The sequence below is a fragment of the Kitasatospora sp. DSM 101779 genome, assembly GCF_025655475.1.
GTDB lineage: Bacteria > Actinomycetota > Actinomycetes > Streptomycetales > Streptomycetaceae > Kitasatospora.
This window is the reverse complement of record NZ_JAHTIK010000001.1, coordinates 1,153,900-1,168,508: the sequence shown is the minus strand read 5'-3', so window position 1 is coordinate 1,168,508 and position 14,609 is coordinate 1,153,900. Positions and strand designations below refer to the sequence as shown.

Here is a 14,609-nt window from a genome sequence, read left to right as displayed (position 1 = left end):
GCACAGGGTAGTGGCGCAGGTCACGTACGCCCCCTTCGTGGGCGCAGCGCCCCCACCGCAGGCCCCTCCGTCCGGGCCCGACTGATCATCTGCTTACAATCTCCCGCATGACCACGCAGGGGGAGCCCGACCAGACCGCGGCCGACCGGACCGCGGCCGGCCAGGACGGCGAGACACCCGCCGCACCGAGCCGACTCGGACCCGGCCGCCGCCGCACCGCCCTCTGGTGCGCCCTCGTCGTCGCCGCAGCCGGCATCGGCTGGGTGGTCAGCCGCCCCAACCCCGGCGACCTCATACCCGGACTCGGCAGCACCAGCGGCCAGACCAAGAAGTCCCAGCCGGCCCCCGGCCTCGCCTCCGAGCAGCCGCTGACGGAAGCCCAGGCCTTCACCGCCGACCACTACTTCCCCGGCCAGCGCGCCGTCGACCAGAACGGCGTACAGGCCCACCGCACGGCGGCCCGCGAGGGCACCAACTGCACCGAGATCCTGCTCGCCCCTGACAAGGACCCGCTGAAGGACACCGGCTGCCAGGCGTACCTCTCCGTCGCCTTCACCAACGCCGACCAGCAGGTCGTCAGCAGCGTCACGATCCTCCGCTTCGCCGACGAGAAGAGCGCGCAGAAGGCCCGGCAGGCGCTCGCCGACCCGGCCGCACTCGCCTTCCTCACCGCCGAGTCCCCGGCACCGACGCCGTCCCCGACGCCCTCGCCCGCCGCGACGGGCAGCCCCTCGGCCGCCGTCTCCGGCGCCCCGAGCTCCCCGGCCGGCACCACACCGCCGCCCACCGCGACCACACCGCCGCCGAAGCCCGCCGGCGTCGCCCGCGTCGAGCCCGTCGGCCACTACCTGACCGTCACCGTCTCCCGCTACACCGACCAGCGCACCACCCTCGCCCCCGGCGACCAGACCCTGGACAAGGCCGCCCGCGTCCTCTCCTACACCGCCCGCGCCCCCTTCCTCTGGATGTAGCGACAGCCCTCCAGGGGCCCGGCGAACTGCGGGGCTCCGGGCAAGCCACCAGCGGCGTGGCCACCTGTGCGGACCATGGCTAAGCCATCAGGGGCGCGGGGAACTGTGCAGCCCTGGCGGGGCCACCTGTGCGGCCATGGGTAAGCCATCAGGGGCGCGGGGAACTGCGCAATCCGGATGGGGCGAACTGCACAGACCAGGGTCTGCCTGATCTCGTACAGTGCACCGCCCTCGGCTTGCGCCGTTCCCCGCGCCCCTGATGTGCTTCTCCCGACCTGCGGAGTGCACCGCCCTCGGCTTGCGCAGTTCCCCGCGCCCCTGATGTGCTTCTCCCGACCTGCGGAGTGCACCGCCCTCGGCTTGCGCAGTTCCCCGCGCCCCTGGTGTGCCTCTCCCGACCTGCGGAGTGCACCGCCCTCGGCTTGCGCAGTTCCCCGCGCCCCTATGTCGTCCCGTCGCGTCAGCCGCCGAGGCGGTCGACGGCGGTGACGCGGAGGACGGCGCGGCCCTCCTCGTCCGAGCCGTAGAGGTCGACCTCGGCGCTGATGCCCCAGTCGCGGTCGCCCGCCGGGTCGTCGAAGATCTGCCGGACCCGCCAGAGGCCCTCGTCCTCGACCTCTTCGATCAGCAGCATCTTCGGCCCGCGCGCGTCCGGCCCCGTCCCGAGGTCGTCGTACTCCTCCCAGTACCCGTCCATCGCGTCGGCCCAGCGGTCGCCGTTCCAGCCGTACTCGCCGTCCAGCTCGCCCAGCTCGTCGTAGTGCTCCAGTGCGGCGAGCTCCACCCGGCGGAACATCTCGTTGCGCACCAGCACCCGGAACGCCCGCGCGTTCGCCGTGACCGGCGCCGGCTTCTCGTCGAGCCTGACCTCGGCGGCCTCCGGCTCGGTCGGGTTGGCGAGCTGCTCCCACTCGTCGAGCAGCGAGGAGTCGACCTGCCGGACGAGCTCGCCGAGCCAGGCGATGACGTCCTTCAGGTCGTCCGTCTTGATGTCGTCGGGGACGGTCTGCTCCAGCGCCTTGAAGGCGCTGGCCAGGTACCGCAGGACGATGCCCTCCGTCCGGGCGAGCTCGTAGAAGCCCACGTAGTCGGTGAAGGTCATCGCCCGCTCGTACAGGTCGCGGACGACGGACTTGGGTGCCAGCGGGTGGTCGCCGATCCACGGGTGCGCCCGCCGGTACACCTCGTACGCGTGGCCGAGGAGCTCCTCCAGCGGCTTCGGGTAGGTGATCTCCTGGAGCCGGGCCATCCGCTCCTCGTACTCGATGCCGTCGCGCTTCATCTCGCCGACGGCCTCGCCGCGGGCCTTGTTCTCCTGCGAGGCGAGGATCTGCCGCGGGTCGTCGAGGGTCGCCTCGACCACGGAGACCACGTCCAGCGCGTACGAGGGGGACTCCTGGTCGAGGAGCTCGAAGGCGGCCAGCGCGAAGGTGGAGAGCGGCTGGTTGAGCGCGAAGTTCTCCTGCAGGTCCAGGGTGAGGCGGACCCGGCGGCCCTCGGCGTCAGGCTCGTCGAGCTGCTCGACGACACCGCCCTCCAGCAGCGAGCGGTAGATCGCGATCGCCGAGCGGATGTGCCGGCGCTGCGCCGCGCGGTCCTCGTGGTTGTCGGTGAGCAGCTTGCGCATGGCGGCGAAGGCGTCGCCCGGCCGGCCGATCACCGAGAGCAGCATGGCGTGGCTGACCTTGAACCGGCTGACCAGGGGCTCCGGGTCGGCGGCGATGAGCCGCTCGAAGGTCTCCTCCGTCCAGCCGACGAAGCCCTCGGGGGCCCTCTTGCGGACGACCTTGCGGCGCTTCTTCGGGTCGTCGCCGGCCTTGGCGAGCGCCTTGTCGTTCTCGACCACGTGCTCGGGCGCCTGCGCGACCACCTGCCCGACGGTGTCGAAGCCGGCCCGGCCGGCGCGGCCGGCGATCTGGTGGAACTCGCGGGCCCGCAGCACCCGCACCCGCTGACCGTCGTACTTGGAGAGCGCGGTGAAGAGCACGGTGCGGATCGGCACGTTGACGCCGACGCCGAGGGTGTCGGTGCCGCAGATGACCTTGAGCAGGCCGGCCTGGGCGAGCCGCTCGACCAGTCGGCGGTACTTCGGCAGCATGCCGGCGTGGTGCACGCCGATGCCGTGGCGCACGAAGCGCGAGAGGTTGCGGCCGAACTTGGTGGTGAAGCGGAAGTTGCCGATCAGGGCGGCGATGGCGTCCTTCTCCGCCTTGGTGCACATGTTGATGCTCATCAGCGACTGCGCCCGCTCCACCGCCTCCTTCTGGGTGAAGTGCACGACGTACACCGGCGCCTGGCCGGTGGTGAGCAGTTCCTCCAGGGTGTCGTGCAGGGTGGTGCGCCGGTACTCGTAGAAGAGCGGCACCGGGCGGGTCGCCGAGCGGACGGCGACGGTCGGGCGGCCGGTGCGCCGGGTGAGGTCGTCCTCGAAGCGGCGGACGTCGCCGAGGGTGGCGGACATCAGCAGGAACTGCACCTGCGGCAGCTCCAGCAGCGGGATCTGCCAGGCCCAGCCACGGTCCGGCTCGGCGTAGAAGTGGAACTCGTCCATGACGACCTGGCCGATGTCGGCCCGCTCGCCGTCGTGGAGCGCGATCTGCGCCAGCACCTCGGCGGTGCAGCAGATGATCGGCGCGGTCGGATTGACGCTCGCGTCGCCGGTCATCATGCCGACCTGTTCGGTGCCGAAGATCTTGCAGAGGTCGAAGAACTTCTCCGAGACCAGGGCCTTGATGGGCGCGGTGTAGAACGTTCGCTTGCCCTCGGCGAGCGCGGCGAAGTGCGCGCCGGCGGCGACCAGGCTCTTGCCGGAGCCGGTCGGGGTCGCCAGGATCACGTTGTTCCCGGAGACCAGCTCGATCAGCGCCTCCTCCTGGGCGGGGTACAGGGTGATGCCGCGGTCGGACGCCCACTCGGCGAAGGTCTCGAACAGGGCGTCGGGGGTGGCGGGCTTCGGCATCAGGTCCAGGAGGGTCACCGGCCTATCTTGCCTGGTCCGGATCATCCCGGGCAAAGCCCTTCCCGGGCCGATCCCCGCCGGGCCGCCCCCGGGCCGCTGTTCACCCGCTACTCGGCCGCCGTTCGGCCGTCGCCCGGCCGCCCCGGCGGGGCGGCGTCGGGAACGGGCGTGTTCGTCCATCATCCCCGTCGGAAACTCCGGTGTAACCCCGTGGGGCGCCATTCGTCATCTGGATCGGATTTACATCCGATCATGGTTTCGCCGCGGAACGCACAACACGGGAGAGCGTTACAGCGTGGTACTGCACCTCGGGATGTGAAACTCCTAGTGTCAACGGTCTACACCGACTTCTGCGAGGAGTTGAGATGAGCCGAGTCGTCAGGGCAGCGCTGTTCCAGACCGCCTGGACGGGGGACAAGGAAACGATGGTCGCCGCCCACGAAAAGGCGGCGCGCGACGCAGCGGCGCAGGGCGCCCAGATCATCGGATTCCAGGAGGTCTTCAACGCCCCGTACTTCTGCCAGGTCCAGGAGCCGGAGCACTACTCCTGGGCGGAGCCCGTCCCGGACGGGCCGACGGTGCAGCGGATGCAGGCCCTCGCCGCGGAACTGCGCATGGTGATCGTCGTGCCGGTCTACGAGGTCGAGCAGTCCGGCTTCTACTACAACACCGCCGCCGTCATCGACGCCGACGGCAGCTACCTCGGCAAGTACCGCAAGCACCACATCCCGCAGGTGAAGGGATTCTGGGAGAAGTACTACTTCAAGCCGGGAAACCTCGGCTGGCCGGTGTTCGACACCGCGGTCGGCAAGGTCGGCGTGTACATCTGCTACGACCGGCACTTCCCCGAGGGCTGGCGCGCGCTGGGCCTGGCCGGCGCCGAGATCGTCTACAACCCCTCGGCCACCAGCCGCAGCCTCTCCCAGTACCTGTGGCAGCTGGAGCAGCCCGCCGCGGCCGTCGCCAACGAGTACTACATCGCGGCGATCAACCGGGTCGGCGTCGAGGAGTACGGCGACAACGACTTCTACGGCACCAGCTACTTCGTCGACCCGCGCGGCCGGTTCGTCGGCGACGTGGCCTCCGACAAGAACGAGGAACTGGTCGTCCGCGACCTCGACCTCGGCGCGATCGAGCAGGTCCGCCAGCAGTGGGCCTTCTACCGCGACCGCCGCCCGGACGCGTACAACCCGCTGACCCAGGCCTGAGAGGAGCAGCGCCCGTGACCCGTACCGTGATCCGCGGCGGCCTGGTGGTCACCGCCGCCGAGGAACTCAACGCCGACGTGCTGATCGAGGACGAGCGGATCGTCGCCCTCGCCGCGGCCGGCAGCAGCGCCGCCGACTGGACGGCCGACCGGGTGATCGACGCCACCGGGATGTACGTCATCCCCGGCGGCGTCGACGCCCACACCCACATGGAGCTGCCCTTCGGAGGCACCTTCGCCTCCGACACCTTCGAGACCGGCACCCGGGCCGCGGCCTGGGGCGGCACCACGACGATCGTCGACTTCGCCGTCCAGTCGGTCGGCGCCTCGCTCCGCGAGGGCCTGGACGCCTGGCACGCCAAGGCCGAGGGCAACTGCGCGATCGACTACGGCTTCCACATGATCCTCGCCGACGTCAACGACGCCAGCCTGAAGGAGATGGACCTGCTGGTGGGGGAGGGTGTCACCTCCTTCAAGCTGTTCATGGCCTACCCGGGCGTCTTCTACAGCGACGACGGCAGGATCCTGCGGGCCATGCAGCGCGGCGCCGACAACGGCGGCCTGATCATGATGCACGCCGAGAACGGCATCGCCATCGACGTCCTGGTCGAGCAGGCCCTCGCCGCGGGCAGGACCGACCCGCGCTACCACGGCGAGGTCCGTCGCGAGCTGCTGGAGGCCGAGGCCACCCACCGGGCGATCAAGCTCGCCCAGGTCGCGGGATCGCCGCTGTACGTGGTGCACGTCTCCGCCGCCTCCGCGGTCGCCGAGATCGCCGGCGCCCGGGACGCCGGCCTGCCGGTCTTCGGCGAGACCTGCCCGCAGTACCTCTTCCTCTCCACCGACAACCTCGCCGAGCCCGGGTTCGAGGGCGCAAAGTACGTCTGCTCGACCCCGTTGCGGCCCAAGGAGCACCAGGCCGAGCTGTGGAAGGGCCTGCGCACCAACGACCTCCAGGTGGTCTCCACCGACCACTGCCCCTTCTGCTTCGTCGGGCAGAAGGAGCTCGGCCGCGGCGACTTCTCCAAGATCCCCAACGGCCTGCCCGGCGTGGAGAACCGGATGGACCTGCTGCACCAGGCCGTGGTCGACGGGCACATCTCCCGCCGCCGCTGGATCGAGATCGCCTGCGCAACCCCCGCCCGGATGTTCGGCCTCTACCCGAAGAAGGGCACCATCGCCCCGGGCGCCGACGCCGACGTCGTGGTCTACGACCCGAACGCGGTGCAGACGATCTCCGCCGAGACCCACCACATGAACGTCGACTACTCGGCGTACGAGGGCAGGCGGATCACCGGCAAGGTCCGCACCGTGCTCTCCCGCGGCACCGTCGTCATCGACGGGGACAACTACCTCGGACGCGCCGGCCACGGCCGCTACCAGCCGCGCGCCACCTGCCAGTACCTCGACCGCTAGGAGCCCCGTGGACATCGGACTCGTCCTGCAGACCGACCCGCCCGCCCGCCTGCTCATCGACCGGATGAAGCGCGCCGAAGCGGCCGGCTTCACCCACGGGTGGACCTTCGACTCCGTGGTGCTCTGGCAGGAGCCCTTCGTCATCTACAGCCGCATCCTCGCCGAGACCGAGCGGCTGATCGTCGGGCCGATGGTCACCAATCCCGTCACCCGCACCTGGGAGGTCACCGCCTCGATCTTCGCCACCCTCAACGAGATGTACGGCAACCGGACCGTGTGCGGCATCGGCCGCGGCGACTCGGCCCAGCGGGTGGCCGGGCGCAAGCCCGCCAACCTCGCCCGGGTCGGCGAGGCCATCCACGCCATCCGGGAGCTCGCGGAGGGCCGCGCCGTCGAGGTCGACGGCACCGAGATCCACATCCCGTGGGTCAAGGAGGGCGCCCGGCTGCCGGTCTGGATGGGCGCGTACGGGCCCAAGGCCCTGCACCTCACCGGGCAGGTCGCCGACGGCTTCATCCTGCAGCTCGCCGACCCCTACCTCACCGAGTGGATGGTCAAGGCCGTCCGCGACGCCGCCGCCGAGGCGGGCCGCGACCCGGCCTCCGTCACCGTCTGCGTCGCCGCCCCGGCGTACGTCACCGCCGACGACTCGCCGGAGGCGCTGGCGCACGCCCGCGAGCAGTGCCGCTGGTTCGGCGGCATGGTCGGCAACCACGTCGCCGACCTGGTCTCCCGGTACGGCGAGCACTCCTCGATGGTGCCGGAGGAGCTCACCGCCTACATCAAGGACCGGCACGGCTACGACTACAGCCACCACGGCCGGGCCGGGAACCCCGACACCGCCTTCGTCCCCGACGAGATCGTCGACCGGTTCTGCCTGATCGGCACCCCCGACCGGCAGCTCGCCAAGCTGGAGGAACTCCGCGCCCTGGGCGTCGACCAGTTCGCCGTGTACGCGATGCACGACGCGATCGAACCCACCATCGACGCCTACGGCAAGAGCGTCATCCCCGCGCTCGCCTGACGCACCTGCACTCGCCCGACACACCCGCACTCTCCCTGCACGCCCGCACCAGCCCGACGCACCATCACCTTCCCCGGCGGCCGCTCCCCACGGCGGCCGCCCGGCCGTCCCCCCACAAGGTGGTAGCCCGTGTCCACAGCCCAGTCCGTGCAGCCCGACGGCCGGATCGAACTCGCGCCCGGCACCGACCTCTCCGACCCCCGGTTCGCCAACGACGACCTGAGACCCGTCCCCGTCGCGAAGCGTCGCTGGACCACCTACAACTTCCTCGCCCTCTGGGTCGGCATGGCCCACAACATCCCGTCCTGGACCCTCGCCTCCGGGCTGGTCGCGCTCGGCATGGACTGGAAGCAGGCCGTCCTGACCATCGCCCTGGCCAACCTGATCGTCCTCGTCCCGATGCTGCTCACCGGTCACGCGGGGACGAAGTACGGCATCCCGTTCCCGGTGTTCGCCCGGGCCTCGTTCGGCCTGCGCGGCGCGAACCTGCCCGCGCTGATCCGGGCCGCGGTGGCCTGCGCCTGGTTCGGCATCCAGACCTGGATCGGTGGTGAGGGCATCTTCCTGCTGGCCGGGAAGCTGATCGGCAACGGCTGGCTGACCGCCTCGCACATCGGCGGCTACCCGTGGACGCAGTGGCTCTCCTTTCTGCTGTTCTGGCTGATCGAGATGGCCGTCATCGCCCGCGGCATGGAGACCCTGCGCCGCTTCGAGAACTGGGCGGCGCCGTTCGTCATCGTCGGTGCGCTGGCGCTGCTAGTGTGGATCAGCGTGAAGGCCGGGGGCTTCGGTCCGCTGCTGGACCAGCCGTCAAAGTTGGGGTGGGGGAGCGGCTTCTGGAAGGTCTTCTTCCCGGCCCTGATGGGCATGATCGGCTTCTGGTCCACCCTGTCCTTGAACATCCCTGACTTCACCCGCTTCGGCGGCTCGCAGAAGGCGCAGATCCGTGGCCAGGCGCTGGGCCTGCCCACCACCATGACGCTGTTCGCGCTGCTGTCCGTGCTGGTGACCTCCGGCTCCCAAGCCGTCTACGGCACACCCATCTGGGACCCGATCGCGCTCGCCGCGAAGATGGACAACACCGCAGGGATCCTGTTCGCCCTGCTGACCGTGCTGATCGCCACCCTGTCGGTGAACATCGCCGCCAACGTCGTCAGCCCTGCGTACGACCTGGCGAACCTGCTGCCGCGCTTCGTCAACTTCCGTACCGGGGCGCTCATCACCGGCGTGGTCGGCATCGTCATCATGCCGTGGAAGCTGATCGCCGACCCGCACGTCTACATCTTCACCTGGCTCGGCGTCGTCGGCGGCCTGCTCGGCACGGTGGCCGGCATCCTCATCGCCGACTACTGGTTGCTGCGCCGCACCTCGCTCGACCTCGCCGACCTCTACCGCCCCGGCGGCCGGTACTGGTACGCGGGCGGCTGGAACTGGCGGGCCGTCACCGCCCTGATCGTCGGCGGCCTCCTCGCCGTCGGCGGCTCCTACGGCGGCCCCTTCCCCGCCGACGGCCTGATCCCCCTCCTCAAGCCCCTCGCCGACTACGGCTGGGCCGTCGGCCTGGCCACCTCCCTCGCCCTCCACACCCTGCTCGGCAACGGTTCCCGCAGAACGGCATGATGACGAAGGGGCGGGACCGTTGGACGCCCCATTGTCCCGCCCCTTCCTCACCGACCTGGCTTCCGAGGCGGAGCCGGCCAGGACACCGCAACCGGACCGCCTCGCCCGTCGCAACGTCCCGATCGACTCGACCGTCCCGGAGCCCAGATCCCTACCACTGGCGCCGGATGGACCGCGGATGGGTCAGGTGGTGGCGCAGAGTTCCGGCGCGGGAAGCCGGCTGCCCTCGGCGACAGGGCGGGCCAGGCACCATGAGGCCAGACGCGGTAGTCGCCCCCGGACTGGCCTTGGTGCCCTACCGGCGCTGGTCCGACGATTTGACTCCTATACCTCACCACGGCGGCGCGGCCGCGCCACTCTGCCATCGCGGTTCCAGGAATTCCTCACGGAAGACGTCGATCGCCCGACGAAGCAACGGGATATCCACCCCATCGCTGATTGCTTCGAGCCAGCAGGACTCCTCAGTCATTCGGAACTCCATGACCAGCTTCCCGCGAATTCCTCCGGTGAACTCCGTGATCTCCATGGCGTCAAATTCATTGAAATCGCTCAGAATAATCAGAGCCGCATATTCGCGGTCGCCAACACTGAAAGTTCTCATAGCCACCCTTCGAACTGGAGACCGCCACCTCGCAGGCTCCATCTTCCACCCAAGCCGGTTGTCGGACTCATGATTTCGAGAACATGCCCACCGTAGTGGGCCGAGGACGGCGATACGGTGCGCACAGCCCCCGGATCCGACAGCACGGCCCTCAGCGTATCTTTTCCAGCGGGATTGACAACCCCGGCCCGCAGTCGATCGCCACCGTTGAGGAACGGAGCGTACTTGGCGACGTGAGCAGCACTTCGCTTGATCGGGTCGGTGTGCTTCTGACTGGACCGGCCCGCCTCCGTGAGGTTGTGGTTGGGATTCCACCGCTTATTTCCCTTGGGCGGGACGCGCCGCAGGGCCGCCTTGGCGAGGCTGTAGTCCGAAGCATTCTGCAATATGTGCGGCGAGAGGCCGAGAGGGTCGGCCCAGGTGTGAGGATTGTGGACGTAGGTGTCGGGATTGGGAGCAGGAGTCAGCCCGAGGGGGTCCGGGCTCATGTAGCGGGCGGTTTCGGGGTCGTAGTAGCGGTTGACGTTGTAATGGAGGCGGGTTTCCGGATCGAAGTACTGGCCGGGAAAGCGGAGTGGGGTGTAGGTGGTGCTGTCGCTCGGCCACGTGGTCCGGCCCCACAGCGTGGGCACGGCGCGCCAGGCAACCGACTGAGTGGCCGGGTCAACGAGTTCAGTGGGAGTGCCTACGAGGTCGGTGATGATCGCGAAGAAACGCCCGTCCACCTGTGCTTGGGTCAGCTCCGCAGGTGCACCGGTGGTGATGGTCTCGCTCTGCGCGATGGGCTGGAGTCCCTTGTGATCCCAGCTGAGGGTGTGCGGACCGGGCAGGTACGGGGCGTGGGTCGTCTGCTCCGCGAGGATAAGGGCGTCCCACGTGAAGTCGGTTCGCTCTACGACTTCGGTCCCGTCACCGGCAATGCGGAGCTTTGCGATGCGCCGACCGAACGGGTCGTACAGGTAGCGCCACAGGGCGCCGTCGGGAGTCGTCACCTGGGTCAGGTGGCCCTCGGCGTCCCAGGTGAAGCGCCACGTGTCCGGCTTCCTTGACAGGCGAGCCACCTGGCGTAGGGTCATGCGACCGGCGGCATCGTACTCGTAGCGGACGCGTCCGGCCGACTGCAGCTCGGTGCCGGTGTGGATCCGGGGGCCCACAGCTGCTTCGGAGGAGCCCGTGGCTGGCCAGTCGGCGCTGGTCAAATTGCCCGTACGGTCGTACGCATAGGCCTCGGACCAGTCCGCGGCACGTACGCTGGTAACTCGCTGTGCTTGGTCCAGCTCGAAGGTCCGGGGACCGCTGAGCCGATCGTCGACAGCCCGGAGGCTGCCGTCGGCCTGATAGCTGTAGTGCCGGTCCCGGAGCGTGGATGATGTGCTGGTGAGGGCGAGCCGACTGAGTCGATGCCGACTGTCCCAGGTGCTCGCCAGACGAAGCTGACCGGCGATCCCCCGATGGCTCTCGCGTCCGATCGAGTCGTACGTGAAGTCGATGTCGCCCATGGCCGTGGCGAGCCCGGTAGGCCGCCCCGCCTCGTCGTAACTCCAGGTGCTCACATGGCCGGCAGGAGTGGCACGCCTGGTTCGGCGCCCGAGCAGGTCAAGAGTGTGCGAGAGGGTGCGCCCGTTGACCGTCTCGCTCAGCAACATGCCGAGGGCATCGAACGTGAAGGAGACATCGGCGTCCGGGTTGGTGGCTCGAATCAGGTTCCCGGAAGCGTCATACGCAAAGGTCGTCAGTCGGCCATCGGCACTCTGTGCGGTGCAACGCCCCAAGAGGTCGTAGGTGTACTCGATGCGCTGCCCGAGTGGGTTGGTCACCTGGAGAAGCTGTCCGGATTGGTCGTACTGGTACCCGGTGGTGCGACCTTGGAAGTCGCATTCACTGGTGATCCGCCCGGCTTCGTCGTACGTGTAGGACCACTGCTGGCCAAGTGCGTTGGTGACCGCGACCAGTTGCATGTCGGCATCATGGGTGAAGGTGATCCGACCGCCGTCGGGGCCTGTGCGGGCGGCAGGGGTCTCGAAGTGGGTGTGTTCGAAGGTGCTGAGGTGCCCGAGTTCATCGGCATACGTCAGCAGACTGCCCTCGCCGTCGTATGTCCAGACCTCCTTGCTGCCATCGGCGTTGGTGCGGGTAGCCGGATAGCCCTCGATGGTCCAGGTCATGCGCATGACCGAGCCGAGCGGGTCCGTCACTTCGGTTTGCCGACCGAAGGCATCGCGTTCGACGAGCGTGCTGGAGCCGGTCGGGTCGGTGAACTCAACGGGCAAGCCGGCCGCATTGCAGCGTATCGTGCTGGTGTTCCCGAGCGCGTCAGTCACACTGGCGGGGTGCCCCAGTTCGTCATAGGTGTACTGGGTGGTCGCCCCTGCCGGGTCTACGACCGAAATTTGACGACCCATGTGGTCATAGCCGTAGCGCCATAGCAAACCCCCGGGGACGGCAATCTCCACCGGCTGGTCCAGCTGATCGGCGTAGGTCGCGGTGGCCCGTTCACCGTCCGGTCGGATGACCGAGATCAGGGCCCCCACCCCGTCGTACTCGTAGCGGGTGGTGCGGCCCAGGGGGTCGGTCTCGGCGAGGAGGCGGTCGTACGCGTCGCGTTCGTAGTGGGTGGTGTGGCCGAGCGGGTCGGTGATCGCGGTGATCTGGGCGTGGTCGTTGACCAGGTATGTGGTGGTGTGGCCGAGGGCGTTGGTCTCGGTGTGGGTGCGCAGGCCGGTGGCGGGGTCGACCTCGCCGTAGGTGAAGCGGAAGCGCAGGTAGCCGTCGGTGCCGCCCTCGTCGACGACCCGGTCGAGGTGGTCGTAGACGTAGCGGTACTGGGAGTTGTTGCGGTCGGTCCAGGACAGCATCCGACCGCTCGCGTCGTTCGCGAAGCGCATCGGCTTGCCGGAGGAGTTGTAGACCGAGGCGAGGTGGCCGTCTGTGTAGCCGTAGCGCATGAGCATCGCGTCGCCGCCGGTGTCGGTGGCGTTGGCCAGGCGCAGGGCGGTGATGCGTTCCGCGTCGACGGTGACCAGCAGCCGGTAGCCGCCGGAGTGGGTGATCGCGAGAGGGACGCCGTCCTCGTCGTAGGCGAGGGTGTAGTGGCGGCCGTGCCGGTCGCGCACGGTGGTGAGGAGGGCCTCGCTGCCGTCCGGGACGAGGGTGAACTCCTTGACCAGGCCGGTGGAAGGGTCGGTGACCGTGTAGGTGCCGGTCTCGGGGCTGAGGTCGAGCTCGTGGCGTGAGCCGGCGGACGCGGTCACGGGATCACCGGGCTCGGGGTGGGGGTAGGCCTGGGTGATGCGGTCCGGGCGGATGTGGACGACGCCCTGCTCGTCGATCTCCAGGCGCTCGTCGAAGGTGCACACCCAGCGCGGGCCCATCCAGCGTCCGGCGAGGTACCCGGAGTCGAAGCTACGGGTGAACTCCAGCGGCAGCGAACCGGGCAGGGAGGCGTCGACCTGATCGATGTACATCCGGCCCGTGGCCATGTCGACCGGCTCACCGCCACCGCAGCGGGTGTCCTGCGGACGGCCCTCGGTGCGCGGGCTCTTCACCTGGTCCCGGCCCCGCCCCCGCGGGTGCGAGCCGCCGCCTCGGCCGCCCCCGCTACCGGACCGCGGGTGAGGCATGCCCTTGCCACCGTGCCCGGCCAGGATCTTCTCCAGGTCCTTGGCGTGCTTCGCCTCGACCTCGCGGACGTTCTTGGCGACCGTGGTCAGGTTGTCGCCGGCCTGCTTGTACAGCTTGTGCACGGCCTTGCCGGCATCGTCCGCGAGCGTCTTGCCGAGCTTCTGCGCGCCGTGTTCGAGAGCCTTGACGATCCGGTTGCTCATTCGAAGCTCACCCCCGCGAGCTTCGACTGGAAGGCCTGTGCGTGGCCGGCCACGGTCTCGGCGTGCTGGTGCATGGTGCGGGCGTGCGCCTCCAGCGCGTCCGGATTGATCCGGAAACCCGTACCGCCCCCACCGCCGCCGGAGACACCGAGCGCCGACTCCGCGGCCTGGAACACCAGGCCCGACACCGCACCCGCGACGACACCCACCAGCGGGTCGATCGCGGCCTCGATCACCTGGCCGATGATGTAGTCCTCCAACTGCTGCTCAAGGAACTGCACCAGCTTGCGCCCCGCCAGCACCGTCGCCGCCGCAGCCGCCTCCGCCGCACCCAGCGTCGCCACCGCCGCCGCCTGCTCGGCAATCAACGTGGCTGCCAGCACCACGAGTTCGGCGATCGCCTCCACCTTCATCGCCACGATCACGTCCGCCGCCACGTCCAGCGCCGTCGCCACCGCCCGGCACGCCTGCACCAACTCGTTCATGTGCGAGTCCGACAGCGACGCCCACTTCGCCAACAGCGCCTCGTACGACGCACCCTCGTACGCCTCCGACAGCGCATGGATCGTCGCCGTCGACTCCCGGTGCGCCTCGTCCACCTTGTCGGCGAACTCCCGGACGTGGTCGGCGAACTCACGGACCTTGTCCTCGTTCACCGACGGCCAGCGGATCCCGATGAACGCCAGGAACGACTCCACCTCACCGGGCAACTCGATCGCCATGCTGTTCCTCCCCCGTCACGGCATGAGGGTCCACGATCGCACAGGAGAACGACAGAGCTGAAGTCGTGGTCGGGGAGCCGGATGCTTCAGCGCCTTCCGCCGGTCGGCTTGCGTGCATGCCCAGGAGTTCCCCGCGGCCGTAGAACCTGGGCCGCTTCGCCCTGCCTGGTTCGCGCTCGGGCGGAGGACGACGCCGGTGACCGTAGCCGGCCGACCGTTTGTGCCTTCTGCGCGCTGTGGGTCGCGCAAGAGGGAACACGAACAT

General features: G+C 69.4%; 9 protein-coding genes. 5 read left to right on the top strand and 4 right to left on the bottom strand.

Going from position 1 to position 14,609, the window contains the following annotated elements:
* The first annotated feature begins 107 nt into the window (after positions 1–107).
* Entirely contained in the window at positions 108–971 is an 864-nt protein-coding gene (locus KSNIM_RS05410) for a hypothetical protein (protein WP_263102076.1), read from the top strand.
* A gap of 460 nt (positions 972–1,431) precedes the next feature.
* Here the strand turns inward: KSNIM_RS05410 and KSNIM_RS05405 are convergent, their stop codons facing one another.
* Positions 1,432–3,975 carry a DEAD/DEAH box helicase gene (locus KSNIM_RS05405; RefSeq protein ID WP_263102075.1) on the bottom strand — a complete coding sequence of 848 codons (2,544 nt, stop codon included), beginning with the start codon at positions 3,973–3,975 and terminating at the stop codon, positions 1,432–1,434.
* A gap of 320 nt (positions 3,976–4,295) precedes the next feature.
* Here KSNIM_RS05405 and KSNIM_RS05400 point away from each other — a divergent pair, with 320 nt between their 5' ends.
* The 4 genes from KSNIM_RS05400 to KSNIM_RS05385 all read left to right on the top strand — a co-directional run bounded on the left by KSNIM_RS05400 (position 4,296) and on the right by KSNIM_RS05385 (position 9,197).
* The gene (locus tag KSNIM_RS05400) at positions 4,296–5,138 is read left to right on the top strand and encodes a nitrilase-related carbon-nitrogen hydrolase (RefSeq protein ID WP_263102074.1); all 843 of its coding nucleotides are present in this window, start codon (positions 4,296–4,298) and stop codon (positions 5,136–5,138) included.
* Positions 5,139–5,152: 14 nt separating this feature from the next.
* Positions 5,153–6,553, top strand: a complete 1,401-nt coding sequence (gene hydA / locus KSNIM_RS05395) for a dihydropyrimidinase (protein ID WP_263102073.1) — start codon at positions 5,153–5,155, stop codon at positions 6,551–6,553.
* A 7-nt stretch (positions 6,554–6,560) separates the two neighbouring features.
* The gene (locus KSNIM_RS05390) at positions 6,561–7,577 is read left to right on the top strand and encodes a TIGR03842 family LLM class F420-dependent oxidoreductase (RefSeq protein WP_263102072.1); all 1,017 of its coding nucleotides are present in this window, start codon (positions 6,561–6,563) and stop codon (positions 7,575–7,577) included.
* Between the two features lie 129 nt (positions 7,578–7,706).
* Positions 7,707–9,197 (top strand): NCS1 family nucleobase:cation symporter-1, encoded by a 1,491-nt coding sequence (locus KSNIM_RS05385; RefSeq protein ID WP_263102071.1) that lies wholly within the window; start codon positions 7,707–7,709, stop codon positions 9,195–9,197.
* A 331-nt stretch (positions 9,198–9,528) separates the two neighbouring features.
* On the opposite strand, the gene KSNIM_RS05380 is transcribed toward KSNIM_RS05385, so the two are convergent.
* From KSNIM_RS05380 to KSNIM_RS05370, 3 genes are read right to left on the bottom strand one after another with little or no spacing between them, the layout of a single operon-like run.
* Positions 9,529–9,798, bottom strand: a complete 270-nt coding sequence (locus KSNIM_RS05380; RefSeq protein ID WP_263102070.1) for a hypothetical protein — start codon at positions 9,796–9,798, stop codon at positions 9,529–9,531.
* Entirely contained in the window at positions 9,795–13,622 is a 3,828-nt protein-coding gene (locus KSNIM_RS05375; protein ID WP_263102069.1) for a DUF6531 domain-containing protein, read from the bottom strand. The genes KSNIM_RS05380 and KSNIM_RS05375 overlap by 4 nt, the downstream gene beginning before the upstream one ends.
* The gene (locus tag KSNIM_RS05370) at positions 13,619–14,344 is read right to left on the bottom strand and encodes a WXG100 family type VII secretion target (RefSeq protein ID WP_263102068.1); all 726 of its coding nucleotides are present in this window, start codon (positions 14,342–14,344) and stop codon (positions 13,619–13,621) included. The genes KSNIM_RS05375 and KSNIM_RS05370 overlap by 4 nt, the downstream gene beginning before the upstream one ends.
* Positions 14,345–14,609: the final 265 nt, after the last annotated feature.

Excerpts from the sequence above, each read along its gene's own strand:
- KSNIM_RS05410 (WP_263102076.1), top strand. The coding sequence starts at position 108 with ATGACCACGCAGGGGGAGCCCGACCAGACCGCGGCCGACCGGACCGCG.
- KSNIM_RS05405 (WP_263102075.1), bottom strand. The coding sequence starts at position 3,975 with ATGATCCGGACCAGGCAAGATAGGCCGGTGACCCTCCTGGACCTGATG.
- KSNIM_RS05400 (WP_263102074.1), top strand. The coding sequence starts at position 4,296 with ATGAGCCGAGTCGTCAGGGCAGCGCTGTTCCAGACCGCCTGGACGGGG.
- KSNIM_RS05380 (WP_263102070.1), bottom strand. The coding sequence starts at position 9,798 with ATGAGAACTTTCAGTGTTGGCGACCGCGAATATGCGGCTCTGATTATT.
- KSNIM_RS05375 (WP_263102069.1), bottom strand. The coding sequence starts at position 13,622 with ATGAGCAACCGGATCGTCAAGGCTCTCGAACACGGCGCGCAGAAGCTC.
- KSNIM_RS05370 (WP_263102068.1), bottom strand. The coding sequence starts at position 14,344 with ATGGCGATCGAGTTGCCCGGTGAGGTGGAGTCGTTCCTGGCGTTCATC.